Raw genomic sequence first — 23,321 nt, 5'->3', positions numbered from 1 at the left:
TGCGCGGCACACCCCGCCGCGCACACCGCACCAAGCACCACGCTCCACCAGAGATGAGAACCACCCCCATGCCTCCGTCAGGTCCGTCCGGACTGCGCATCAAGTCCCCCGACGTCCTCGTCGCCGAATCCGGCGCGGATCGCGAAGGCCACGGCCTCAAGCGCACCATGGGGCTCTTCCAGCTCGTGTGCTTCGGCATCGGCGCCATCGTCGGCACCGGCATCTTCGTCGGCCTGTCCGACACCGTCGCCCGGTCCGGCCCCGCCGTCCTCGTCTCCTTCGTGCTCGCCGCCGTCACCTGCGTTTTCACCGCCTTCTCCTTCGCGGAGCTGGGCGGCGCGATCCCGGTGTCCGGCAGCTCCTACTCCTACGCGTACGCCACGCTCGGCGAGCGCACCGCCTTCCTCGTCGGCTGGTGCCTGCTGCTGGAGTACGGCGTCTCCGTCTCGGCGGTCGCGGTCGGCTGGGGGCAGTACCTGAACGAACTGCTGAACAGCCTCGTCGGGTGGCAGCTGCCCGCGGCCCTGTCCAGCCCGCCCGGCGACGGCGGCATCGTCAACGTCCCGGCCGTCGTGGTGATGCTGCTGGCGGCGGTGCTGCTGGTGCGCGGCATCCGGGAGAGCGCCCGCGCCACCGCCGCGATGGCCGTGCTGAAGCTGGGCGTCCTGGTCCTGTTCTGCGCGATCGCCTTCACCGCCTTCCGGGACGGCAACCTCACGCCGTTCGCCCCGGAAGGCATCGCCGGCATCACCTCCGGCGCCTCGGTCGCCTTCTTCTCCTACATCGGCTTCGACGCGATCACCACCGCGGGCGAAGAGGTGAAGAACCCGCGCCGCAACATCCCCACCGCGATCATGATCTGCATCGGCCTGGTCACCGTCCTGTACTGCGTGGTCGCGCTCTGTGCCATCGGCGCGCTCTCCGCCGACGAGGTGGGCGACAAGCCCGCGGCGCTCTCGCTCGTCGTCAACCAGGTCACCGGCTCCGCCGTCGGCGGCGGTGTCATCGCCTTCGGCGCGGTCGTCGCCATCGCCTCCGTCGTCCTGGCCGTCATGTACGGGCAGACCCGCATCCTGATGTCGATGTCCCGCGACGGTCTCGTCCCGCGGGTCTTCGCACGCATCTCGCCGAAGACCTCCACGCCGGTGGCGGGCACCTGGATCGTCGCCGTGGTCTTCGCGGTCCCGGCCGCGGTGGTCCCGCTGGACGTCGTGATGAATCTGACCACCATCGGCACGCTCGCCGTGATGGCCGTCGTCAACGTCAGCGTCATGGTCCTGCGCCGCACCCGCCCCGGCCTGCCGCGCCGCTTCCGGGTGCCGCTCTTCCCCCTCAGCCCGGTGCTCGGCATCGCCTTCTGCGCCTACCTGATCTACGGCACGGGCCCGGCGACCTGGCTCCAGTTCGCCGCCTTCCTGCTGGCCGGCGCCCTCGTCTACGCGCTGTACGGACGGCGCCACTCCCGACTGGACCAGGGCGGTACGAGCGGTGAGGAACCGGCGGGCGACGAGGGCGACGACGCCCGTCCGGCCCCCGCGGCCCCCGGGAGCACGCTCAGCTGACGGCGGCGCCGAACCACCGCGGCAGCTGGGCCTGCAGCTCCTGCGGGTCCTCGCCCGCCCATGCGACATGGCCGTCCGGGCGCAGCAGCACCGCCGGTACGTCCAGTTCCTCGCTGACGTCGACGACGTGGTCGACGCGGTCCTCCCAGCCCGCCGCCGAGAGCCGGCCGGTCTGGTCGAGCAGCAGTCCGCGGCCGCCGTGCATCAGCTCGTAGAGACGGCCCCGTTTGAGCTGCACGTCCCGCATCCGGCGGCCGAGCAGTGGGTGGCCCCCGCCGAAGTCGTACCGGACACCGACCGCGGTGATCTTCTCGATCAGGTACCGGTTCACCTCCTCGAAGTCCATCAGCTCCGTCAGCAGCCGGCGCACCGACCGGGGTCCCGGCTCGGTGGACATCAGCAGCATCTGCGCGCGGGTGTTGTCCAGCACGTCGGCGGCCACCGGGTGCCGCTCGGCCTCGTAGCTGTCCAGCAGCCCGTCCGGTGCCCAGCCGTTGACCGCGGCGGCCAGCTTCCAGCCGAGGTTGAACGCGTCCTGCACGCCGAGGTTGAGCCCCTGCCCGCCGGTCGGCGGGTGGATGTGTGCCGCGTCGCCGGCCAGCAGCACCCGGCCGACCCGGTAGCGCTCGGCCTGCCGGGTGGCGTCGCCGAACCGGGACAGCCAGCGCGGTGAGTGCACCCCGAAGTCGGTGCCTGCGACGGCCCGCAGCCGCCGCTTGAACTCTTCGAACGCCGGCGGGACCGAGCGGTCCTCGGTCACCCCCTCGGCGGGCACGATGACGCGGTACGTCCCCTCCTCCAGGGGCATGGCACCGAACCGCAACTGGGTCTTGCGGACTTCGGTCATCACCTCGTGCAGCGTCTCCGGCGACGCGGTCAGCCGCATCTCGCCCAGCAGCGTCTCGACCCTGGTGGGTTCGCCGGGGAAGCCGACGCCCAGCAGCTTGCGCACCGTGCTGCGGCCGCCGTCGCTGCCGACGAGGTAGCGCGAGCGCAGCCGCGTCGAGTCCGCCAGTCCGACGGTCACCCCGTCCTCGTCCTGGCTCAGCCCGACGACTTCGCAGCCGCGCCGGATCTCGACGCCCAGCTCGGTGGCGCGCTCCGTGAGCAGGCGCTCGGTGACGGTCTGCGGGATGCCGAGGACGTACCCGTGCGCGGTGTCCATCCGCTCGGGCCACGCCTTGGTGATGCCGGCGAAGAAACCGCCGACCTCGTACCGCTTGCCGAGCGCGAGGAAGCGGTCCAGCAGGCCGCGCTGCGCCATCACCTCGATGCTGCGCACGTGCAGGCCGAGCGCGCGGACCACCTTGGCCGGCTCCGGCTCCCTCTCCAGTACGACCACGCGCACCCCGGCCAGCCGCAGCTCGCACGCCAGCATCAGCCCCGTCGGCCCGCCACCGACAACGATCACGTCGGACATCAACAACCCCGTCTCGCAGATTCTCCAGCTCAAGGGGGTGATTGTGCGGCACGAGGGGGGCCTTGCGGCAAGGCCCCCGGTGCGATATATGTTAGTAATGGCAGGGAGTGGGTTCTCCTCCTGCCTCTTCTTTTTGTCCGCCACGGACTCCGCTGTCCGCGCTGACGGACCCTCCCGCTTCCCGGCGCCTCGTGAACACCTCGCCCCCGTACGCAGTCGCCGTACGGGCATCGCTCGTCCTCTCGTGACCGCCGTCGGCCACCGGCACGGACGCCACCGTCCCGATATCGCGCACTCGTGACGACAGTCACGCAACGGTGATAGCTTCGAAGCGCGATTGCGTGTCCGTACCAGCCGTCCGGCTGAAGGGGGCAGTAGCCCGATGAGCCCGTTCACAGGTTCCGCCCGCACCACCGACACATGGCAGCACATCCGCGTGACCAGGGAAGACGGCATCGTCACCGTCACCCTCGCGCGCCCGGACAAGCTCAACGCGCTGACCTTCGAGGCGTACGCCGACCTGCGGGACCTGCTCGCCGAGCTGTCCAGGGAACGGTCGGCGCGCGCCCTCGTCCTCGGCGGCGAAGGCCGCGGCTTCTGCTCCGGCGGCGACGTCGAGGAGATCATCGGCGCCACGCTCGCCATGGACACCGCCCAGCTGCTGGACTTCAACCGGATGACCGGCCAGGTCGTACGGGCCGTACGGGAGTGCCCGTTCCCCGTGATCGCCGCGGTGCACGGCGTCGCCGCCGGCGCCGGCGCCGTCCTCGCCCTGGCCGCCGACTTCCGCGTCGCCGACCCCTCGGCCCGCTTCGCCTTCCTCTTCACCAGGGTCGGCCTCTCCGGCGGCGACATGGGCGCCGCCTACCTGCTGCCGCGCGTGGTCGGCCTCGGCCACGCGACCCGGCTGCTGATGCTCGGCGAACCGGTCCGCGCCGCCGAGGCCGAACGCATCGGCCTCCTCAGCGAACTCGCCGAAGAAGGCCGCGCGGACGCGGCGGCGCGGACCCTCGCCCGGCGGCTCGCCGAAGGGCCCGCCCTCGCCCACGCCCAGACCAAGGCGCTGCTCACCGCCGAACTGGACATGCCGCTCGGCGCCGCCGTCGAGATGGACGCCGCCACCCAGGCCCTGCTGATGAACAGCGCCGATTACGCCGAGTTCCACGCCGCCTTCACCGACAAGCGGCCTCCCAAGTGGCAGGGGAAGTAAGGGTGGGCGCCCGGAAGGCGGCCGTCATCGGGGGCGGCCCGGGCGGCCTGTACGCCGCCGTCCTCCTCAAGCGCCTCGGCCCGGAGCGTGACATCACCGTCTGGGAGCGCAACGCCCCCGACGACACCTTCGGCTTCGGCGTCGTCCTCTCCGACGAGACGCTCGGCGGCATCGAGCACGCCGACCCGCAGGTGTACCGCGCGCTCCAGCGGGAGTTCGTCCGGTGGGACGACATCGACATCGTGCACCGCGGACGCACCCTGACCTCCGGCGGGCACGGCTTCGCGGCCCTCGGCCGCCGTACGCTGCTGCGCATCCTCCACGAGCGCTGCCGCTCCCTCGGCGTACGGCTGAACTTCCGTACCCAGGCCCCGCCCGCCGCCGAACTGGCCGCCACCCACGACCTGGTGATCGCCGCCGATGGCGTGCACAGCCTCACCCGCGCCGCGCACGCCGACGTCTTCGGGCCGAGCGTCACCACCCACCGATGCCGCTACATCTGGCTCGCCGCCGACTTCGCCTTCGACGCGTTCCGCTTCGAGATCGCCGAGACCGAGCACGGCGTCGTCCAGCTGCACGGCTACCCGTACGCCCGAACGGGGACAGGGCGGGAGCACCCGGACGGTGCCAGCACCGTCATCGTCGAGATGCGCGAGGAGGTCTGGCGCCGCGCCGGCCTGGACCGCTGCGACGAGCGCGAGTCCGCCGACTGGTGTGCCAAGACCTTCACCGACGCGCTCAGCGGCCGCCCGCTGCGGTCCAACAACTCCGCCTGGATCGCGTTCCGCACGGTCGTCAACGAGCGCTGGTCGCACGGCCGTACGGTGCTGCTCGGCGACGCCGCGCACACCGCCCACTTCTCCATCGGCTCCGGCACCAAACTGGCCGTCGAGGACGCCCTCGCGCTGGCCGCGTGCCTGGAGGAGCATGCCGCGCTGCCGGACGCGCTGGCCGCGTACGAGGCCGAGCGGCGGCCCGTCGTCGCCTCCACCCAGCGCGCCGCCCGCGCCAGCCTCGAATGGTTCGAGGAACTCGCGGAGTACGTCGGCCGGCCTCCCCGCCGGTTCGCCTTCAACCTGCTCACCCGCAGCCGCCGCGTCACCCACGACAACCTGCGGCTGCGCGACCCGGGATTCGTCGCGGCGGTCGAGGAGGAAGCCGGCGTCCCGGCCGGCACCCCACCCATGTTCACGCCCTTCCGGCTCGGCGGCCTGACCCTGCGCAACCGGGTCGTGGTCTCCCCGATGGACATGTACTCCGCCGACGGCGACGGCACACCGGGTGACTTCCACCTCGTCCACCTCGGCGCCCGCGCGCTCGGCGGCGCCGGGCTGGTGATGACGGAGATGGTCTGCGTCAGTCCCCAGGGCCGCATCACCCCGGGCTGCACGGGCCTGTACGCGCCGGAACACGAGACGGCCTGGCGCCGCGTCACCGACTTCGTGCACGCGCAGGCTCCCGGCACGGCCATCGGCGTCCAGCTCGGGCACTCCGGGCGCAAGGGCTCCACCCGCCTCATGTGGGAGGGCATCGACCAGCCGCTGCCCGACGGCAACTGGCCGCTCGTGGCGCCCTCCGCGCTGCCGTACCGCCCCGGCGTCAACCAGATACCGCACGCCCTGACCGAACCCGAACTCGCCGGGGTGCGCGAGCAGTTCGTACGCTCCGCCCGGTCGGCCGCCCGCGCCGGCTTCGACCTCCTCGAACTGCACTGCGCCCACGGCTACCTGCTCTCCGGCTTCCTGTCCCCGCTCACCAACCGGCGCACCGACGCGTATGGCGGCGACCTCACCGCCCGGCTGCGCTTCCCGCTGGAGGTCTTCGACGCGGTACGCGCCGCCTGGCCCGCCGACCGGCCCATGACGGTACGGATCTCCGCCACCGACTGGGCCGAGGGCGGCACCACCGCCGAGGACTCCGTGGAGATCGCCCGCGCCTTCGCCGCGCACGGCGCCGCCGCCATCGACGTCTCGACCGGCCAGGTCGTCCCCGACGAACGCCCGGACTTCGGGCGCTCGTACCAGACCCCGTTCGCCGACCGCATCCGCAACCGCCTGGGCGTCCCGGTGATCGCGGTGGGCGCCGTCTCCTCCTGGGACGACGTCAACTCCCTGATCCTCGCCGGCCGCACCGACCTCTGCGCCCTGGCCCGCCCCCACCTGTACGACCCGCACTGGACCCTGCACGCGGCGGCCGAACAGGGCTACTCGGGGCCGGGAGCGCCATGGCCGCTGCCGTACCGGGCGGGCAGCCGGACGCCGCCCACCGGGCGGACGGATGCGCCCAAGCCGCGCTTGACGTTGGGGTGAGGGGCGGGGGGCGGCTCGGTCCTGCCCCACGCCCGTGGCCGGTTCAGCGGACCGACTGGCTCGCGGTCCGTGCCGTGAAGACGGGGCGGCCGTTCTGCTGGACGGTGATGTCCAGGAGGAGACGGCCCTGTGTGTCGTGGTCGGCCGGAGTGGCCTCGACCCAGCAGGGGGCGTCGAGTTCGCCGTAGCGGTGGAAGGAGCACTGCATGTCGGCGGGCAGGGAGAAGGCGGGGCCCGCGGCGGCGTGGGCGGCCTGGCGGGCGGCTTCGACCATCAGCATGCCGGGGGCGTGGTCGACGGGGTGGTCGAAGAGCACCGGGTGCGCGGTGTTCACCCGTAGCTGCCAGCGGTTGGTGTGGCCGGTGGGGGAGAGGACCACGTCGCCGGTACGGTCGCGGGCGACCAGGCGCGGCGCTACCGGTTCCGCCAGGTCCAGTTTGCGGGCGTTGGCCCGCTGGAGGTCGCTGTACTCGCCGCGCAACCGGCGGTACACGGCGGGGGTCTGGCAGGAGAAGTGCAGCTCGGCGGTGGCCAGGTCGGTGCCGTCACGCAGCACGCGGTACCGCAGCCGTGCGCCCGCCAGCCGTCGGCCGCGGTGGTACAAGTCGTGGCCGGCGATGTGCAGTTCTATCTCGGCGGGTGAGCCGGTGACGCGCAGCGCGTCGGGGACCAGGGAGTAGTGCAGGTCCTGCCAGATGATCGGGTGGTCGAGCGGTACGCCGTGTGCCACGTGGCTCAGCAGGATGCTCGCCTGCCGCATCGTCTCCACCAGCAGCATCGGGTCGTGCAGACCGTCGACGGGGCTGTAGAAACTGTGCGCCCGCGGCCACTGGGCGCTCACCACCCAGGTGCCGGCCTCCGTAAGGCGCCAGTCGGTCAGGAACACTTCGGACACGGCGGTCCGGTGCACGTACTGCCGGGGCACGGTCGTCGTCAGCGGCGGCAGGTCCGAGAGGCCGGTGTGCCCCCGTCCGGCGAACGGACGGTGGTCTGCTGCGGTGGGCGGCGCGGTGAGCGTGGCGCTGGCCATGCGGGTTCCCTCCCTGGTAGCGGCTCACTTCGCTCGGACAACGTGAGCCTCGGTGGCGGACGGACGCGGCCTAAGATACAAACCGGATGGTTTGTTTTCTAGTGCTTCCACCGGCTTTCTTGCCCAGGGAGGGGGCGGGGGCCGATACCCGGAACGGCCGCCGGCGCCGGGAGATGCGGCCGACAGGCCGTCAGGCCGCGGTCGCCACCGAGCGGCCGTGCGGGTCGAGATGGCTCAGCGCGCCCGGCGAGGCCAGCCCGGGCAGGATGTGCTTCCACAGCGACGTGACGCGGTCGGGCAGGTCGTGGCGGTCGGAGGCGGCGTGCGAGAAGAGCTGCACCCCCATGTAGGCCGAGACGAAGAACTCCGCCGCCCGGTCCGGCGCGATCGCCGGGAGCAGTTCGCCGTTCTCCTTGGCGTCCGCGAACATCGTCGTGACGATGTCGATCCAGGCCTGGTACGGCACCAACGGCTCGTCGGTGAAGGTGGTTTCCACGGCGATCCGGGTGCCGGCCTGGAGCAGCGGATCGTCCCGCAGCGCCACCGCGACCCGGTGCGTGAAGTCGATGGCGTCCTGCAGCCGGGAGTCGGTGACCTGCGGAATGAAGGGGTCGGTCTGTTCCGCGATGACGGCGCGGGCGAGGGCGTCCTTGGAGGCGAAGTGGAAGTACAGGGCGCCCTTCGTCACGCCGGCCCGCTGGATGATCTCCGCCATCGTGGCCGCTTCGTACCCGCGCGTGCCGATGACCTGGGCCGCCGCTTCGAGGACGGCACGTCGTGTGCGCACTGCGCGTTCCTGCTTGACCACCGATCGTCCTCCGTATGCTCTCTGGGGGGTGTCGTGCTTGGGGGCAACCTTACGAGTCCGGTCTGTCAGTCTATTTTCGGCACCTTAAAAAAGCCAACCATGCGGTATTGAATGCAGGGTTGGTCCGTAGTACCCCGCCGGAGTCCACCGGTGGCCGCCGACCGCACAGGAGCTTCGTCTTGGCCGCGTCACGCGCCGTCCCCGACCCGTCCGCCCGCTCCGCCTCCTCAGATCCGGAGCTTCCCGCCACCCACCGGGAGGTACGCCTCGCCGCCCGCCTCCGGGGCGCCCTCGGGCCGGAGCACTTCACGCTCGCCGAGGCGCCGGTGCCCGTCGCGGGGCCGGGCCGGCTGCTCGTACGCAACCGGATCATGACCGTGACGGCGGTGATGTGCACGATGATGGCCGACGCCGAACTGCCGATGCCGTCCTTCGTTCCGGGCCAGGCGCTGTGGGGGCCGGCCGTCGGCGAGGTCGTACGGGCGTCCGGCGGCGGCTTCGCGCCCGGTGACCTGGTGGTGCACCCGTACGGCTGGCGGGAGTTCGCGGCGGTGGAAGAGGCGCAGGCCCGGCGCGTCGATGCGACGGAGCTGCCTGATCCCGCCGCGCACCTGTCGCAAGGCGCCACCGCCTGGGGAGCGTTGACCCGCGTCGCGCAGACCGGCCCGGGCGACACCGTGTTCGTGACGGGAGCGGCGGGCGGCGTCGGCAGCATGGCGGGGCTGATCGCCAAGCGGCTGGGTGCGGCCCGCGTCATCGGCAGCACGGGGTCCGCGCACAAGATCCCCTGCCTCCGGGAGGCGCTCGGCTACGACGACGTGGTGCTCCGCGGCGCGGGCCCGGTCGAGGAGCAGCTGCGCGGTGCGGCACCGGAGGGCATCGACGTCCTGCTGGACCTCGTCGGCGGCGAGCAGTTGCGCGCGGCGCTCGCCGTGGCCCGTACCGGCGCACGGTTCGCGCTGGTGGGCGCGCTCTCCGGGCAGCTGGGCGGCGGCGCGGACCTGGCGGCGCCGGTCGAGCTGGACTCCCTGCTCATGGTGGTGCGCAGGGTCGCGCTGCGCGGCTTCTCCATGGTGGACCATCCCGACCTGCTCCAGGAGTGGACGGCGGAGTTCGGGCGCGGCCTGCGGGACGGCTCCCTGGTCTTCGCCCACACCCGGCTCCAGGGGCTCGACCAGGCACCGCGCGCCCTGTGCGAACTGGTCCGGGGAAGCCATACGGGGGCGGTGCTGGTCGAGATGTGACCGGGCGGTCCGGGAGTGGAGCCCGTACGGGGCCGGTCCCGCCGCGGCCCGGTCAGTGGGCCGGTTCCGGGACGGGCTCGGCCGCCGCGCCCGCCCCGCCGGGCACCACCTGCGCCCAGAGGTCCGTGACGACGTCCTTGTCCCACCAGGTGCGGTCCTCCTGCCCCAGGTGCAGCAGGCCGACGACGAGTGCGGTGAGCAGCCGCGCGGAGCGCCGTGGGTCGGCGCCGGGTGGTAACTTCCCGGTCGCGTGGTCGGTCGTGGTCTTCGCGAGGAAGAGGGAGAACCACCGCTGTTCGAGCTCCGGTTCGGCGATGCCCGGCGCGGTTTCCGGGCGCAGCTGCAGTCCGGCCCGTACCACGACGTCGGCGTCCACCCGGCCGAGCAGCCCGACGGCGAAGTCCCGTACGGCGGTGGGGGCCGGGTGCGGGGCGCGGGACAACTCCTCCTCCAGGGCCCGCAGGGCGCCGAGGGCCTCGTCCCGTACCGCGAAGGTGAGGTCTTCCTTGGACGCGAAGTGGAAGTAGAGGGCCCCTTTGCTGAGCCGGGCGCGTCGGCTGATGTCGACCATGCCCGAGGCGGGCACGCCCTTCTCGGTGAAGGCCTCGGCGGCCGCTCGAAGGAGGGCCTGGCGGCTTTGGATCGCGCGATGCTGCGTCGGCACAGTGTCCGTCCTGTCTCTAGTCCGGCTGTGAGCGCACCGCATTCTACATACGAAACCAACCATGCGGTTCGAAAACGGAATTGTGGAGTGACTGCTGGTACTCCGGTGATTTGCTGATGCGGATGGTGTGAACGGGTCTGCTGTGCGCGTCACGCCCCGTCAGTTCTCCCTTCACCACAGGGACGTGGTTCGTTGGTCCGGACCCCGGGAAACGCCGCAGGGTGCATTGACAAACAGCGCAGACGGTTTTTAAATCTGGCGAAGGCGAGGCAGGGGAGGGACCTCTCCCGGAGGATTCGGCTCCGGCGCGAGCACGCCACTCCTGGACACCGGTGTGCACCGGCGTGTCCGCCGCTTCCCGGGTGGGCGCCGTCGGCACGTCTTCCCGCGTCCGGCACCGTCGTCACGGACGGCGACCGGACCCACAGCTGCACAAGGCCCACAGGAAATCGGAAGGTGTCGAGCAATGCGTGATTCAGCGGGAGCCGTGCCACGTCCCGGGGGCGCCGCGCGGGCCGCGGTCGGCGAGACCATCAGGGCCGCCGTCTTCGATCTCGACGGGACCCTCGCCAACACCCTGCCGGCGATCAGCAGGCTGCTGGTCAAGGTCGCCTCCGAACAGGGCCGCGCGGTCACCTCCCGGCAGGCCGCCGCCGCGATCGGCAAGCCACCGGGACCGGCCTTCGGCAAGCTGCTCGGCATGCCGGAGGACCACGACGCGGTGGTGGCCGCCATCGGCCGCTACCGGGAGCTGTTCGCGTACGAAGTGCTGCGCGAGGGCCCGCGGTTACTCTTCCCCGGCGTGGCCGCCGGGCTGTCCGCGCTGCGCGCCCACGGCATCGAGCTGGCCGTCGCGACCTCGAAGGGGACCCGCAGCGCCGAGGCCCTGCTGGACGTGCTGGGCATCCGCGACCTGCTGGGCCCCGTCATCGGCCAGGAGATGGTCCGGCGCGGCAAACCGCACCCGGAGATGGTGCTGCGGGCCGTCGCCGACCTGGGGGTGGCACCCTGGGAGAGCGCCTACGTCGGTGACACGGTCAGCGACATGCGGATGGCGGTCACGGCCCGCATGGAACCGGTCGCGGTCACCTACGGAGTGGGCAGCTTCGGCGAGTTGGCGGCGGTGGCCGGAACACGAATGTGCGGTTCGTTCAAGGACGTGGTCTCCACCATCGCCGCCGCCCGGCCGCGCCCGATGGCCGCCACCGCCTCCCACCAGAGGAAGCGCTGACCCCGCGCGACGCCGTCAGGCGGTGGCCGCGGCCGGGCCCGCCCCGTCGACCGTGGCCCGTACGAACCGCGCGCCCGCCGCCCGCAGCCGCGCGTGCAGCCGGCCGAAGACGTCCGCCGCGTGGCCGCCCGGCCAGTCCTCGGGCAGGAGGGGAGAGGGCAGGCCGGGATCCGCGTAGGGCAGGCGGCGCCAGGCGTCGAGCGCCAGCAGGTAGTCGCGGTACGCCGCCTCGGGAGGTACGGGGCGGCGGCTCGACCAGTGGCGCAGCACCGGCTCGTGGGCGTCCAGGAAGGCGCGGTGCCGGCCGGCGAGGGACCCCAGGTCCCACCAGCGCGCCACCGCCTCGGCGGTCGGCTCGAAGCCCGCGTGCGCGCCGGTGAACAGGTCCACGTACGAGGACAGCTGCAGTCGGTCCAGAGTGTGCCGGGTCTCGTCGTACAGGTGCGACGGCGCGATCCACACACCGGGCGCGGCCGTGCCGAAGCCGAGCCGGGCCAGCCGGGAGCGGAGCAGATGCCGCTTGTGCCGCTCCTGTTCGGGCACCGAGAAGACGGCCAGCACCCAGCCGTCCGAAGGGCCGGGGGCGGGTCGGCCGTAGATCCGCCGGTCGCCGTCGTCCAGGAGCTGGTGCGCCGCGTCCGACAGCCCGTACGCGGCGGCCCCCGACTCCGTACGGGCGGGGACGAGCAGGCCGCGGCGCTTGAGCCGGGAGACCGCCGAGCGCACCGACGGCGGATCGACGCCGAGCACCCCGAGCAGCCTGATCAGCGCGGCGACCGGCACCGGGCCCGGCGGATCGCCCGGGCCGCCGTTCCGGCCGCGCCCGTACGCACCGTAGAAGGTGACGATCAGGGACCGCGGCGTGCCCTGCGCGTACTGGTCGCTCACGAGGTCGTTTCCCGCCTTGTCGTACTCCGGTCCGCGGCCCCGGGACACGGGGGCACGCGCGGACGGCTGCCGGGCCGTGGCCGCTCAGGGCGCGATCGTAGCCGCAGCGGCCGGGACGCGGCACGGCAGGTCCGGAAGGTACGGCGGCAGCGCGGCCCGGTGCCCCGGCCACCACCGGTCACACCGCACCGCCCGTACCGCCGTCCCCCGCGCCACCCCCGCGCAACCGGAACCGCTGGAGCTTGCCCGTCGGCGTCCGGGGCAGCGCGTCGTGGAAGACGATCTCGCGCGGGCACTTGTACGGCGCGATGGCCGCCTTGGTGAACTCGCGCAGTGCCGCCACCGTTTCCGCCCCGCGCGGCACTCCCGTACGCAGCACCAGGTGGGCGACCACGATCTGGCCGCGCTCCGCGTCGGACCGTCCGACCACCGCTGCCTCGGCGACGTCGGGGTGGCGCAGCAGCGCGTCCTCGACCTCGGGTCCGGCGATGTTGTACCCGGCCGAGATGATCATGTCGTCCGCGCGTGCCACGTAGCTGAAGTAGCCGTCAGCGTCCCGCACATAGGTGTCGCCGGTCAGGTTCCAGCCGTCCCGTACGTACTCCCGCTGCCGCTCGTCCGCCAGATAGCGGCAGCCCGTCGGGCCGCGCACCGCGAGCAGCCCCGGCGTCCCGTCCGGCACCGGCCGGCCGGCCGCGTCGACCACCCGCGCCTCGAACCCCGGCACCGGCACCCCCGTCGTACCGGGCCGGACCCGCTCGTCGGCGGCGGAGATGAAGATGTGCAGCAGCTCCGTCGCGCCGATGCCGTTGATGATGCGCAGCCCGGTCGCCCGCTCCCACTCCCGCCACGTCGCGGCGGGCAGGTTCTCGCCGGCCGACACGCAGCGGCGCAGCGAGGAGACGTCGTACGAGGACAGCTTCGGCAGCATCACCCGGTAGGCGGTCGGCGCGGTGAACAGCACGGACACGCGGTGCCGCGCGACATCGCGCAGCAGTTGTTCCGGGCCGCCCCAGTCCGCCAGGTACGACGACGCGCCGGCCCGCAGCGGAAAGACGACCAGCCCGCCGAGCCCGAAGGTGAAGCCGAGCGGCGGGCTCCCGGCGAACACGTCGTCCGGCGTGGGCCGCAGCACCTGTGCGGAGAAGGTGTCGGCGATGGCCAGCACGTCACGGTGGAAGTGCATACAGCCTTTGGGCCGGCCGGTGGTGCCCGAGGTGAAGGCGATCAGCGCGACGTCGTCGGCCGCGGTCGGCACCGCCTCGTACGAGCCCGGCCGCCGCCCGGCGAGCCGCAGCAGGTCCGCGGGCCCGTCCCCGCCGTACGGGGTGATCCGCAGCCCCGGCACACCGGCCGCCGCCAGGTCCCCGACCACCCGCACGTCACACAGCGCGTGCTCCACCCGGGCCAGGCCGCAGACGGTCGCCAGCTCGTGCGGGCGCTGCGCGGCCAGCACGGTCACGGCCACCGCGCCCGCCTTCATCACCGCCAGCCAGCAGGCGGCGAGCAGGGGAGTGGTGGGCCCGCGCAGCAGGACCCGGTGGCCGGGCAGCACCCCGAGGTCGTCGGTGAGGACGTGCGCGATGCGGTCCACCCGCTCGCGCAGTTCCCCGTACGTCCAGACCGTGCCGGACGCGTCCCGGAACGCCGGGCGGCCGGCGCCCAGCCGTCCGATCGTGGCGTCGAGCAGTTCGGCGCCGCAGTTGAGCCGGGCGGGATACCCGAGGTCCGTGAGGCGCGGCCACTGGCCGGCCGGGGGGAGGTGGTCGCGGGCGAAGGTGTCGGTGTGTGCCGATGGCGTCAGGTCCATGCCGGTGTGCCCCCTTGCGGACGACGGCGGGGACGCTCGGAACCGTGCGCGGACCTGCCCGGCTTCCGGCCGTGACGTGCTGGGAAACCGTCCGGGTACTGCCCGGGTACTGCCGTGCCGGCCCGCCGTCAGCGTAACGTGTTGGTGACGGCAGTCAACAGAGCGCGATACGGTCCGGGCGGCGCGGGCCGCACCGGGAAGGCCACCGGCGCCGCCGTACCGCCCCGTACCCGCAAGCCGTCCACCCCGCACCCGTGAAGCATCCGCCGCGTACCGCCCCACCCCGAGCGACCCGCCCGGCCACCCCGGGCCCGAGACGAGGGAGCCGCCCGTGACCGCATTCGCGCTGGGACCGGAGGACCGGAAGTGGTGCGCCGAACTGCGCGCCCTGACCGCCGGACAGCTGCGCCCGCTGGCGGAGCGCGGCGAACCCGGCCGTGTCAACCGCCCCCTGGTGGCCGCCCTCGGCGAACTCGGCCTGCTGCGCCGGATGTTCCCCGCCGACGGCCCGGTACGCGCCCTCGACCTGTGCCTGCTGCGTGAGTCACTGGCCCAGGAGTCGACCGAGGCGGAGACCGCGCTCGCACTCCAGGGCCTGGGCACGTACCCGGTCGTCCAGTCCGGCACGCCCGCCCAGCGGGACCGCTGGCTGCCCGAAGTGGTGGCGGGCCGCGCGGTGGCCGCCTTCGCACTCAGCGAGCCGGACGCCGGCTCCGACGCCGCCGCGCTCACCCTGGCCGCCGAACCGGACGGCCCGCCGGGCGCCGGCCGCTGGCGCCTCACCGGCGCGAAGTGCTGGATCTCCAACGCCCCCGAGGCCGACTTCGCCACCGTCTTCGCCCGCACCGGTGGCGGCCCGGGCGCCCGCGGCATCAGCGCCTTCCTCGTCCCCGCCGACCGCCCCGGCCTGTCCGGCACCCCGCTCGACATGCTCAGCCCGCACCCGATCGGCACCCTGGCCTTCGACGGCGTCCCGGTCACCCGCGACGACGTGGTGGGCGAGGTGGACCGCGGCTTCGGCGTCGCGATGCGCACGCTCAACCTCTTCCGCCCGAGCGTCGGCGCCTTCGCGGTCGGCATGGCCCAGGCCGCCCTGGACGCCGCCCTGGCCCACACCGCGGACCGTACCGCGTTCGGCGGCCCGCTCAAGGACCTCCAGTCCGTCGCCCACCAGCTCGCCGAGACGGCCACCCGTATCGAGGCCGCCCGCCTCCTGGTCTACGCGGCCGCCACCGCCTACGACACCGGCGCCCCCGACATCGCCAAACGCTCCGCGATGGCCAAACTCCTGGCCACCGAGACCGCCCAGCACGCCGTCGACACCGCCGTCCAGCTCCACGGCGCCCGCGCCCTGCACCGCGGCCACCTCCTGGAACACCTCTACCGCGAGGTCCGCGCGCCCCGCATCTACGAGGGGGCGACGGAAGTGCAGCGGTCGATCATCGCCAAGGAGCTGTACCGGGAGCGGTGAGCGGACCCGCGCGACCGGACCGGCTCCGGCACCGCCCGCTGTCCCGGCCCGTTGTACGCGCCCAGCGGGCGGATCAGCACGTTGTGCGCGAGCTGTTGGGTGATGTGGGCGGTCCAGCCGGTGATGCGGCTCATCACGAAGGCGTGGGTGACGGCCGGGATGTCGAACCCCATGAGGCCGAAGCCCATGCTCTCGCGCTTGGCGGCCGGAGCACGTAGGGAAGAAGAGACCAGCCGGCCCTGTGACCTGCCGCGATGGGTGGCCGCGATCCGCAGCGGTACGGAAGCGGTCAGCGGGCGCTCCCGCTGCTCGATCTGGTGGGGCGCAGCTGGTGGAGATGTCGAGCGCGCGGGCCATGCCGACCTGGTTCATGCCGTGCTCAGGACGTGGCCGGCGCAGTTCGGCGTGGGCGTGGACCGTGCGGTCGGCGGGTCTTCCGGCCCTGGCACGCAACTTCTCGCAGCGAGCCGTCACGCGGGCGGTGACACCCGGGGAGCGTTTTTGCGAACCTGCCATCCGCACGGTTCGCAGATTCGCAGATCCGCACTGTACGGATTCCGCAGATTGGAGCGCTGGTCCGGCAGACGCGGGAAGGGGCAGCCTCGGATACGTCAGCACCGCCCTACAGCGCACGAGGAGTCCCGTGATCGAGCACCGCGTCCGAGTCCACCCCAGCGCCGACCGGCTGCCGCGCGAGGACCAGCTCGCCTGGAAGCTCGCGGCCGTGGCCACCGCCACCGGGGAACTGGACACCGACAGCGTCACCATGGCCGTCAACCGAGTGATCGACAACGCCTCGGTCGCCGTCGCCTCGCTGCTGCGCCGCCCGGTCGCGGTGGCCCGCTCGCAGGCCACCGCGCACCGCGGAGCCGGCCCGGGAGCCTCGGTCTTCGGCGCCCGCGCCCGGGTCTCCCCGGAGTGGGCGGCCTGGGCCAACGGCACCGCCGTACGGGAACTGGACTTCCACGACACCTACCTCGCCGCCGACTACTCCCACCCCGGCGACAACATCCCGCCGCTGCTCGCCGTCGCCCAGCACACCGGCCGCACCGGCGCCGACCTGCTGCGCGGCATCGTCACCGCGTACGAGATCCACGTTGCCCTGGTCAAGGGCATCTGCCTGCACGAGCACCGCGTCGACCACGTGGCCCACCTCAGCGCCGCCACCGCCGGCGGCCTGGGCGCCCTGCTGCGGCTGCCGACGGAGACCGTCTACCAGGCGGTCCAGCAGGCGGTGCACACCACGACCGCGACCCGCCAGTCCCGCAAGGGCGAGATCTCCAGCTGGAAGGCGTACGCACCGGCCTTCGCGGGCAAGGCGGCGATCGAGGCCGTGGACCGGGCGATGCGCGGCGAGACCTCTCCCTCGCCCATCTACGAGGGTGAGGACGGCTTCCTCGCCTGGATGCTCGACGGCCCGCAGGCCGACTACACCGTCCTGCTCCCGGAGCCGGGCGAGCCCCGGCGCGCGATCCTCGACACGTATACCAAGGAGCACTCCGCCGAGTACCAGGCCCAAGCGGTCATCGACCTGGCGCGGCGGATCCGCGAGAAGACCGGTCCGTTGGAGAACGTGCGCTCGGTGGTCCTGCACACCAGCCACCACACCCACCACGTCATCGGCTCCGGAGCCGACGACCCGCAGAAGTACGACCCCACGGCCAGCCGCGAGACGCTCGACCACTCGGTGCCGTACATCTTCGCCGTCGCTCTGGAGGACGGCACCTGGCACCACGAACGCTCCTACGCGCCCGAGCGTGCCCGCCGCCCGGAGACCGTCGAGCTGTGGCAGAAGATCACCACGGTCGAGAGCCCGCAGTGGACCCGCCGCTACCACGACCCCGACCCGGAGCGCCGCGCCTTCGGCGGACGCGCGGTGATCACCCTGGCGGACGGTTCGGTGATCGAGGACGAGCTCGCGGTCGCCGACGCGCACCCGGCCGGTGCCCGCCCGTTCGACCGCCCCGCCTACGCGGGCAAGTTCCGTACCCTCGCCGAGAACGTCGTCGCCCCGGCCGAACAGGACCGCTTCCTGGCCGCCGCCGAGCACCTGGCCGAGCTGACGGCTGCTGACCTGGACGGCCTGTTCCCGGCCGTCGACACCGAGGCCGTCGCCGCGTACGACGCGCGCCTGCCGAAGGGACTGTTCTGATGCTGCACACCCGCACCACCCCCGCCGAACGCCGCCGTGCCTTCCGTGACCGGCTGGCCACCGGCCGGCTGCTGCGCATGCCCGGCGCCCTCAACCCGCTGTCCGCACGCCTCATTCAGGACACCGGCTTCGAGGCCGCCTACCTCTCCGGCGCCGTCCTCGCCGCCGACCTGGGCCTTCCCGACATCGGCCTGACCACGTCCACCGAGATCGCCGCCCGCGCCCAGCAGACCACCCGGGCCACCGACCTGCCCGTCCTCATCGACGCCGACACCGGCTTCGGCGAGCCGATGAACGCGGCCCGCACCGTGCAGCTCATGGAGGACGCGGGCCTTGCGGGCCTGCACCTGGAGGACCAGGTCGCCCCCAAGCGGTGCGGCCACCTCGACGGCAAGACCCTCACCTCACGTGCGGAGACGGTCCGCCGGGTCCGGGCGGCCGTGGACGCCCGCCGCGACCCGGACTTCCTGCTCATGGCACGCACCGATGCCCGCTCGGTGGAGGGGTTGGACGCGGCGGTCGACCGGGCCAAGGCGTACGTCGACGCGGGCGCCGACGCGATCTTCCCCGAGGCACTGGCCAACGTTTCGGAGTACGAGACGTTCCGCAAGGCCGTCGACGTACCGCTGCTCGCGAACCTCACCGAATTCGGCAAGACCCCCCTCCTGGACACCCGCACCCTGGAAAGTCTCGGCTACGACATCGCCCTCTACCCGGTCACCCTGCTGCGCATCGCCATGGGCGCCGTCGAGGACGGCCTGCGCACACTCGCCGCCGAAGGCACCCAGGAGCCCCTGCTGCCCCGCATGCAGACCCGTTCGCGCCTGTACGAACTCCTCGGCTACCAGGACTACGCGGCCTTCGACTCGGCCGTCTTCGACTTCACCCTCCCGCCCGGCACCTGACCCACCGAAGGCAGGCACCCCATGTCCACCACCGCGCCCACGATCCACCGCGGCCTCGCCGGTGTCGTCGTCGACACCACCGAGATCTCCACCGTCATCCAGGAGACCAATTCCCTGACCTACCGCGGCTACCCGGTCCAGGACCTGGCGGCCCACCGCACCTTCGAGGAGGTCGCCTACCTGCTGTGGCACGGCGAACTCCCGGACGACGCCCAGCTGCGCGACTTCCAGGCCCGCGAACGCGCCCTGCGCCCCCTGGGCCGCACCACCTCCGAACTGCTGACCCGGCTGCCCGAGACCTGCCACCCGATGGACGTGCTGCGCACCGCCGTCAGCTTCTTCGGCGCCGAGGACCCCACCGAGGACGACGGCAGCCCCGCCGCCAACCGGGCCAAGTCCCTGACCCTGCTGGCGAAGCTGCCCACCGTGGTCGCCGCCGACCAGTGCCGCCGCCGGGGACTCGACCCCATCCCCCCGAACCCCGAACTCGGCTACGCCGAGAATTTCCTCCACATGTGCTTCGGCGCCGTGCCCGACCCTGAGACGGTCCGCTGCTTCGAGATCTCCCTCATCCTGTACGCGGAACACAGTTTCAACGCCTCGACGTTCACCGCCCGCGTCGTCACCTCCACCCTCTCCGACCTCTACAGCGCCGTGACCGCCGCCGTCGGCGCCCTCAAGGGGCCGCTGCACGGCGGCGCCAACGAGGCGGTGATGCACATGCTGGAGGAGATCGGCGACCCGCGGCGCGCCGAGGAGTGGCTGGACGAGGCCCTGTCCGCCAAGCGCAAGATCATGGGCTTCGGCCACCGCGTCTACCAGCACGGCGACTCCCGCGTGCCGATCATGCAGGACGCCCTGGACCGCCTGGTCGCGCGGGCTGCCGACCCCGAGACCACCCGCATGGCCACCCTGCACGCCGCCCTGCGGCACACCATGGTCAAGTGCAAGGGCATCCACCCCAACCTGGACTACCCGGCCGGCCTCGCTTACCACCTGATGGGCTTCGACACCCCCACCTTCACGCCGATCTTCGTGATGAGCCGCATCACCGGCTGGACCGCCCACATCACCGAACAGCTCACCCACAACGCCCTGATCCGGCCCCTCGCCTCCTACGAAGGCCCCGGCCAGCGGCCGGTGCCGACAGCCCTCTAAGTGTGTTGTCCCGGGACGTTGGTGACAGGCGACGCGAGGCCACGGAGGTCCATCAGAAGCGCCCTAGCAGAGCGGAGCCGGCCCGGCTCCGCTTACCGGGCGAGGTGTCGGCTCTCTGCTACCGCGGGCGGCAGCGCGGCCCGGGACGCGGCGGAGTGCGGTCACGCCGACCAGCCCCCTCCACCGGGAGGTCGCGGCGTTCACCGGAATGACTCCGACGGCCCTGAGAACTCGGAACCGAACTGGCCACTGTCGACGGTTTCGGCGCGGCCACCGCTGTCAGGGGTGCCGGGCGTGGAGGCGGAAAGAGACGTTCACGGCCCGCGGCCTCGTAGGAGATCCGGTAGCCGCAGCGCACGCACTCCTCGCAGACCACGACGCCGTCCTGCACGTGGATGCGGTGGTGTTCCGGTGCGCATCCGTGCGTGGCCATGGTCGGAAGCATGTCTTCCCCTCCTGCCGAACTGCGGCCGGACCGGTCGCAGGCCGGGGGCAGGGACATTGTGCCGGGGCCGGTTGACGGGGCCAAGGGCCGGGAACCGGCCGTCCTGGGTGGTGTCCAGCCCCTGAGGTTCCTCCGGCTGGCCCGGCCGGCCGCTACTGGAGCTTACGAACCGGGAGCCGCCAGCCGGTCACTCCGGCTCGGCCCTGGTGCCCGGCCTGCTCCGAGGGGACACAGTGCGCCCGGAGGCACGGGCGTCCCGCTCGCGCTTCCCTGACAGCGTGCCATCGACCACCGGCGTTCCCTTCCCGGCCAGGGCAGACTTCTGGACGGGGCGACGAAGCACGCAGCTACCGGTCACACACCGTAGCGCCTCCTTGGTCGATGGTCACGGTCGGTGGTGTCCGCGCGTCTTGCGGCGCGTCGAAGAAGAGGGTGCTGTGCCCGGCTGCCAGCTCCACCCGGTGCCAGGCGCGGCCGTCTTCGGACAGCGCGCGGACCGCGGCGGCACTGTCGACGAAGACGGGCAGCAGCGGTCCGGTGCCCGTACGTTCAATGATTTTGCGTACGCCGGAGCAGGGCCCGGCGAGCAGCAGTTCACCACCGGCCGAGTGCAGGCGCATCGCCTTGCGGACCAGGACCGCCAGGGCGTCGATGGTCACCCGCTCCACCGTCGAGACATCGAGGACCACGGTGGGCACGAGGGCGCGGCACCGGATGACGGAGGCCAGGCAGCTCACCGTCTCCCACGTTCCGTCAGGCAGGGGCAGCAGGTGGTACTGGGCCGGTTGGGCCGACGTCATCAGAGCCTCGCAAGCGCGGAGTTGGACGCCCTGGGCCCAAGGAGCGCGCTGCCCCAACGGCACAACGCGCTGACCGTGTCACTGACATACCCGGTCACGCCGGCACCACTCCGCCTCCGCCGGCAGAGATTTCTTACGCCCTGCGGCCCGGACGGGGCCTTCGGGATTCCCGGCCCGAGAACGCGGCACGGCGTAGGCGGCGGGGGCGCGGCGCGGTGCGGGGCGTGCGCCGGCATCGAACGTGGGTCGCAGGCCGGCGTTTGCGCGTCCGGTACGGGGTTACCCGGCCGGTACCTTGATCGCATGTCCTCTCGCAGTGCGTTCAGGGAATGTTCACCGCAGTCGGCCGGCTGGCCGTGGTGAACGGTCGCCGCCGTCGGGCAAAGGCGGCGGCGATACGCGTCCCACACGGGCATCTGGCATCGCGCGCAAGGAGACAGCAGGCTCCCGACGGCCAGGCCAGGGCCATCGCGGCGGTGGCCGCGGTGAACCCGGACCTGCCGCAGGTGCCCCTGGGCGCGCTCAGCCTGCTCATGGCCGGCCCGCTCTGTCTGGGACCCCACGATGTGGACCTCGCGCACTCCTCGGCCGATGTCGCCGCCGGCACGCTGGCCCACCAGCACGAACTGGCCGCCACGTCGGCCCTCAAGCACGGACTCTTTCGTCCGCCACCTACTGAGTTGCCGTCTGCCGACCGCCGCTGCCACTCCGGCTCGCCCATGAGGACGGACAAGCTGCCTGGCGCACTGCTGCGGTCCCGGGCACGGAACGGCGGAGGGACAAGCGGACGGCTGCTGCCGAAGACGCAAGGTAGCTCTGCACAGTCTGGGCGCCCGCTGTGAAAGCACACTTCGTCCCGCCGGCCGACCACACCCAAAGGTGCCAACCGCACCGGGCACTCAGGTACCCAGCGACACGGGGGGGCCGAGTGTCACAGCACTGTGTGGGTGCTCTCGCGGAATGAAGGGTCACCTGCGGCGAGTGGCTGGTTCGCGCTCCTGTCGGGGAGTAGCGTGTCGGTGGTCAGCCCTCGTCCAGGTGGTATTCCACCCAGACCCCGTAGCATGCTTCCGGCCAGGGCTCCCCTTCCCAGGCCGGAGGCCGCGATGCCCAGCTCGTCCTTCCCCCCGCTTAACCCGCCCTCGACGAACGGGCCGTCCCGGCTGCCGCGCGAGGCCCGGATCACCGCCGCGCTGATCGACCTGGCCGACACCCTCGTCGACGACTTCGACCCCGCCGAGTTCCTCTACCGCGTCGTCGAACACTGCATGGACCTGCTCGACATCGGCGACGCCGGCGTCATGCTCGCCCTGTCCGACGGGCCGCTGCGTCTGGTCGCGGCCTCCTCCGAGCGCGTGCGCCTGGTCGAACTCTTCGAACTCGACGCCAGCGAAGGCCCCTGCTGCACCGCCTTCGACCAAGCCGTCCCCGTCGATCACACCCTGAACGCCACACCCTCACCGCGCTGGCCGCGCTTCACCACCCGCGCGCACAGCGCCGGTTACACCTCCGTCCACGCCACACCCATCCGGCTGCGCGGCGACACCATCGGCGTGCTCAACCTCTTCCGCCGTATCCCCGGCCCGCTGCCGGAAGCCGACCGGCATCTGGCCCGGGCCCTGGCGGACGCCACCGCCATTTCCCTGCTCCAGCAGACCACCCTCGACCAGCACCGCACCGTCCGTGCCCAGCTCGAAAAGGCCATGGACACCCGCACCGTCATCGAACAGGCCAAAGGCTTCCTGACCGCCCGCCACGAAACCGACCCCGACACCGCCTTCCACCGCCTGCGCACCCACGCCCGCCACCACCACCTGCGCCTGGTCGACCTCGCCCGCGACATCGTCGACGGCAGCACCACCCTGCCCCCACTGGACACCGACACCGACAAAACGTCCGCCTGAGTGCCGAAAGCGCCAAACCCGCGGTGCTGTCTCTGCCAGGAGCCCACGCAGTCTTCGTACCGGTACCCGCTGTCCCGGAACGGTCCCGGCGGCGGGCGGCGGCGGGTCCGTCAGCTCCGTGAACTTTCGGCCTCAGCCACACGGCCGTCTTGTACGAAGGGGGAGGAGGCCGCGGAGTCAGCGCACGGAGCGCAGGCGGCGGGCGAGCGGAAACGGGTTCACCACGTCTGACACGGTGGAAGCAGCTCGTTCCTGCCAGCTGCAGTCAGGTCCGGAATGGTGGGAATGGGATAAGGCGGACCTGGGGGCG

18 protein-coding genes and 2 pseudogenes are annotated in these 23,321 nt (G+C 72.5%); 11 read left to right on the top strand and 9 right to left on the bottom strand.

Features of this window, described 5'->3' with window-relative positions:
• Positions 1-68: 68 nt before the first annotated feature.
• Positions 69-1,562 (top strand): amino acid permease, encoded by a 1,494-nt coding sequence (locus ACZ4Z1_RS15520; RefSeq protein WP_468487109.1) that lies wholly within the window; start codon positions 69-71, stop codon positions 1,560-1,562.
• Here ACZ4Z1_RS15520 and rox read toward each other — a convergent pair.
• Entirely contained in the window at positions 1,555-2,982 is a 1,428-nt protein-coding gene (gene rox / locus ACZ4Z1_RS15515) for a rifampin monooxygenase (protein WP_468487322.1), read from the bottom strand. The two genes, ACZ4Z1_RS15520 and rox, sit on opposite strands and share 8 nt — an antisense overlap.
• A gap of 382 nt (positions 2,983-3,364) precedes the next feature.
• On the opposite strand from rox, the gene ACZ4Z1_RS15510 reads away from it, so the two are divergent.
• Together ACZ4Z1_RS15510 and ACZ4Z1_RS15505 are read left to right on the top strand one after the other, a co-directional pair.
• Complete coding sequence (locus tag ACZ4Z1_RS15510) at positions 3,365-4,192, top strand: enoyl-CoA hydratase family protein (RefSeq protein ID WP_468487108.1); 828 nt, start codon at positions 3,365-3,367, stop codon at positions 4,190-4,192.
• Between the two features lie 2 nt (positions 4,193-4,194).
• Complete coding sequence (locus tag ACZ4Z1_RS15505) at positions 4,195-6,501, top strand: bifunctional salicylyl-CoA 5-hydroxylase/oxidoreductase (RefSeq protein WP_468487107.1); 2,307 nt, start codon at positions 4,195-4,197, stop codon at positions 6,499-6,501.
• A gap of 43 nt (positions 6,502-6,544) precedes the next feature.
• On the opposite strand, the gene ACZ4Z1_RS15500 is transcribed toward ACZ4Z1_RS15505, so the two are convergent.
• Positions 6,545-7,531 (bottom strand): ScbA/BarX family gamma-butyrolactone biosynthesis protein, encoded by a 987-nt coding sequence (locus tag ACZ4Z1_RS15500; RefSeq protein ID WP_468487106.1) that lies wholly within the window; start codon positions 7,529-7,531, stop codon positions 6,545-6,547.
• A gap of 190 nt (positions 7,532-7,721) precedes the next feature.
• A complete protein-coding gene (locus tag ACZ4Z1_RS15495; protein WP_468487105.1) occupies positions 7,722-8,318 on the bottom strand; it encodes a ScbR family autoregulator-binding transcription factor in 597 nt (198 codons plus the stop codon).
• A gap of 200 nt (positions 8,319-8,518) precedes the next feature.
• On the opposite strand from ACZ4Z1_RS15495, the gene ACZ4Z1_RS15490 reads away from it, so the two are divergent.
• A complete protein-coding gene (locus ACZ4Z1_RS15490; protein ID WP_468487104.1) occupies positions 8,519-9,583 on the top strand; it encodes an MDR family NADP-dependent oxidoreductase in 1,065 nt (354 codons plus the stop codon).
• Positions 9,584-9,635: 52 nt separating this feature from the next.
• Here the strand turns inward: ACZ4Z1_RS15490 and ACZ4Z1_RS15485 are convergent, their stop codons facing one another.
• Entirely contained in the window at positions 9,636-10,247 is a 612-nt protein-coding gene (locus tag ACZ4Z1_RS15485) for a TetR family transcriptional regulator (RefSeq protein WP_468487103.1), read from the bottom strand.
• A gap of 466 nt (positions 10,248-10,713) precedes the next feature.
• Between ACZ4Z1_RS15485 and ACZ4Z1_RS15480 the strand changes: the two genes are divergently transcribed.
• Positions 10,714-11,478, top strand: a complete 765-nt coding sequence (locus ACZ4Z1_RS15480) for an HAD family hydrolase (RefSeq protein ID WP_468487102.1) — start codon at positions 10,714-10,716, stop codon at positions 11,476-11,478.
• 15 nt (positions 11,479-11,493) lie between these two features.
• On the opposite strand, the gene ACZ4Z1_RS15475 is transcribed toward ACZ4Z1_RS15480, so the two are convergent.
• A complete protein-coding gene (locus ACZ4Z1_RS15475) occupies positions 11,494-12,366 on the bottom strand; it encodes a PaaX family transcriptional regulator (protein WP_468487101.1) in 873 nt (290 codons plus the stop codon).
• 178 nt (positions 12,367-12,544) lie between these two features.
• Positions 12,545-14,176, bottom strand: a complete 1,632-nt coding sequence (locus tag ACZ4Z1_RS15470) for an AMP-binding protein (protein ID WP_468487100.1) — start codon at positions 14,174-14,176, stop codon at positions 12,545-12,547.
• A 331-nt stretch (positions 14,177-14,507) separates the two neighbouring features.
• On the opposite strand from ACZ4Z1_RS15470, the gene ACZ4Z1_RS15465 reads away from it, so the two are divergent.
• A complete protein-coding gene (locus ACZ4Z1_RS15465; RefSeq protein ID WP_468487099.1) occupies positions 14,508-15,647 on the top strand; it encodes an acyl-CoA dehydrogenase family protein in 1,140 nt (379 codons plus the stop codon).
• Between the two features lie 26 nt (positions 15,648-15,673).
• Here ACZ4Z1_RS15465 and ACZ4Z1_RS15460 read toward each other — a convergent pair.
• Together ACZ4Z1_RS15460 and ACZ4Z1_RS15455 are read right to left on the bottom strand one after the other, a co-directional pair.
• Positions 15,674-15,826: pseudogene (locus ACZ4Z1_RS15460) on the bottom strand (citrate/2-methylcitrate synthase); the annotation flags it as partial.
• An 84-nt stretch (positions 15,827-15,910) separates the two neighbouring features.
• Positions 15,911-16,100, bottom strand: a pseudogene (locus tag ACZ4Z1_RS15455) (Cro/Cl family transcriptional regulator); the annotation flags it as partial.
• 190 nt (positions 16,101-16,290) lie between these two features.
• Here ACZ4Z1_RS15455 and ACZ4Z1_RS15450 point away from each other — a divergent pair.
• The 3 genes from ACZ4Z1_RS15450 to ACZ4Z1_RS15440 are packed head-to-tail and all read left to right on the top strand — an operon-like array spanning position 16,291 to position 19,862.
• Positions 16,291-17,799, top strand: a complete 1,509-nt coding sequence (locus ACZ4Z1_RS15450; RefSeq protein ID WP_468487098.1) for an MmgE/PrpD family protein — start codon at positions 16,291-16,293, stop codon at positions 17,797-17,799.
• Entirely contained in the window at positions 17,799-18,704 is a 906-nt protein-coding gene (prpB, locus tag ACZ4Z1_RS15445) for a methylisocitrate lyase (RefSeq protein WP_468487097.1), read from the top strand. The genes ACZ4Z1_RS15450 and prpB overlap by 1 nt, the downstream gene beginning before the upstream one ends.
• A gap of 21 nt (positions 18,705-18,725) precedes the next feature.
• A complete protein-coding gene (locus ACZ4Z1_RS15440; RefSeq protein ID WP_468487096.1) occupies positions 18,726-19,862 on the top strand; it encodes a bifunctional 2-methylcitrate synthase/citrate synthase in 1,137 nt (378 codons plus the stop codon).
• A gap of 792 nt (positions 19,863-20,654) precedes the next feature.
• On the opposite strand, the gene ACZ4Z1_RS15435 is transcribed toward ACZ4Z1_RS15440, so the two are convergent.
• Entirely contained in the window at positions 20,655-21,107 is a 453-nt protein-coding gene (locus ACZ4Z1_RS15435) for an STAS domain-containing protein (RefSeq protein WP_468487095.1), read from the bottom strand.
• A gap of 329 nt (positions 21,108-21,436) precedes the next feature.
• Here ACZ4Z1_RS15435 and ACZ4Z1_RS15430 point away from each other — a divergent pair, with 329 nt between their 5' ends.
• Complete coding sequence (locus ACZ4Z1_RS15430; protein ID WP_468487094.1) at positions 21,437-21,949, top strand: hypothetical protein; 513 nt, start codon at positions 21,437-21,439, stop codon at positions 21,947-21,949.
• 264 nt (positions 21,950-22,213) lie between these two features.
• A complete protein-coding gene (locus tag ACZ4Z1_RS15425) occupies positions 22,214-23,011 on the top strand; it encodes a GAF and ANTAR domain-containing protein (protein WP_468487093.1) in 798 nt (265 codons plus the stop codon).
• The last annotated feature ends 310 nt before the right edge of the window (positions 23,012-23,321 follow it).

This window comes from Streptomyces sp. NPDC030165 (assembly GCF_055573595.1).
Note: the sequence above shows the minus strand (reverse complement) of the source record. Positions and strands in the feature narration are given on the sequence as shown.

Bases quoted from the DNA above. Each gene is read 5' to 3' on its own strand.
- ACZ4Z1_RS15430 (WP_468487094.1), top strand. From the start codon at position 21,437: ATGTTCACCGCAGTCGGCCGGCTGGCCGTGGTGAACGGTCGCCGCCGT.
- ACZ4Z1_RS15470 (WP_468487100.1), bottom strand. From the start codon at position 14,176: ATGGACCTGACGCCATCGGCACACACCGACACCTTCGCCCGCGACCAC.
- ACZ4Z1_RS15440 (WP_468487096.1), top strand. From the start codon at position 18,726: ATGTCCACCACCGCGCCCACGATCCACCGCGGCCTCGCCGGTGTCGTC.
- rox (WP_468487322.1), bottom strand. From the start codon at position 2,982: ATGTCCGACGTGATCGTTGTCGGTGGCGGGCCGACGGGGCTGATGCTG.
- prpB (WP_468487097.1), top strand. From the start codon at position 17,799: ATGCTGCACACCCGCACCACCCCCGCCGAACGCCGCCGTGCCTTCCGT.
- ACZ4Z1_RS15435 (WP_468487095.1), bottom strand. From the start codon at position 21,107: ATGACGTCGGCCCAACCGGCCCAGTACCACCTGCTGCCCCTGCCTGAC.
- ACZ4Z1_RS15425 (WP_468487093.1), top strand. From the start codon at position 22,214: ATGCCCAGCTCGTCCTTCCCCCCGCTTAACCCGCCCTCGACGAACGGG.
- ACZ4Z1_RS15510 (WP_468487108.1), top strand. From the start codon at position 3,365: ATGAGCCCGTTCACAGGTTCCGCCCGCACCACCGACACATGGCAGCAC.
- ACZ4Z1_RS15500 (WP_468487106.1), bottom strand. From the start codon at position 7,531: ATGGCCAGCGCCACGCTCACCGCGCCGCCCACCGCAGCAGACCACCGT.
- ACZ4Z1_RS15480 (WP_468487102.1), top strand. From the start codon at position 10,714: ATGCGTGATTCAGCGGGAGCCGTGCCACGTCCCGGGGGCGCCGCGCGG.
- ACZ4Z1_RS15520 (WP_468487109.1), top strand. From the start codon at position 69: ATGCCTCCGTCAGGTCCGTCCGGACTGCGCATCAAGTCCCCCGACGTC.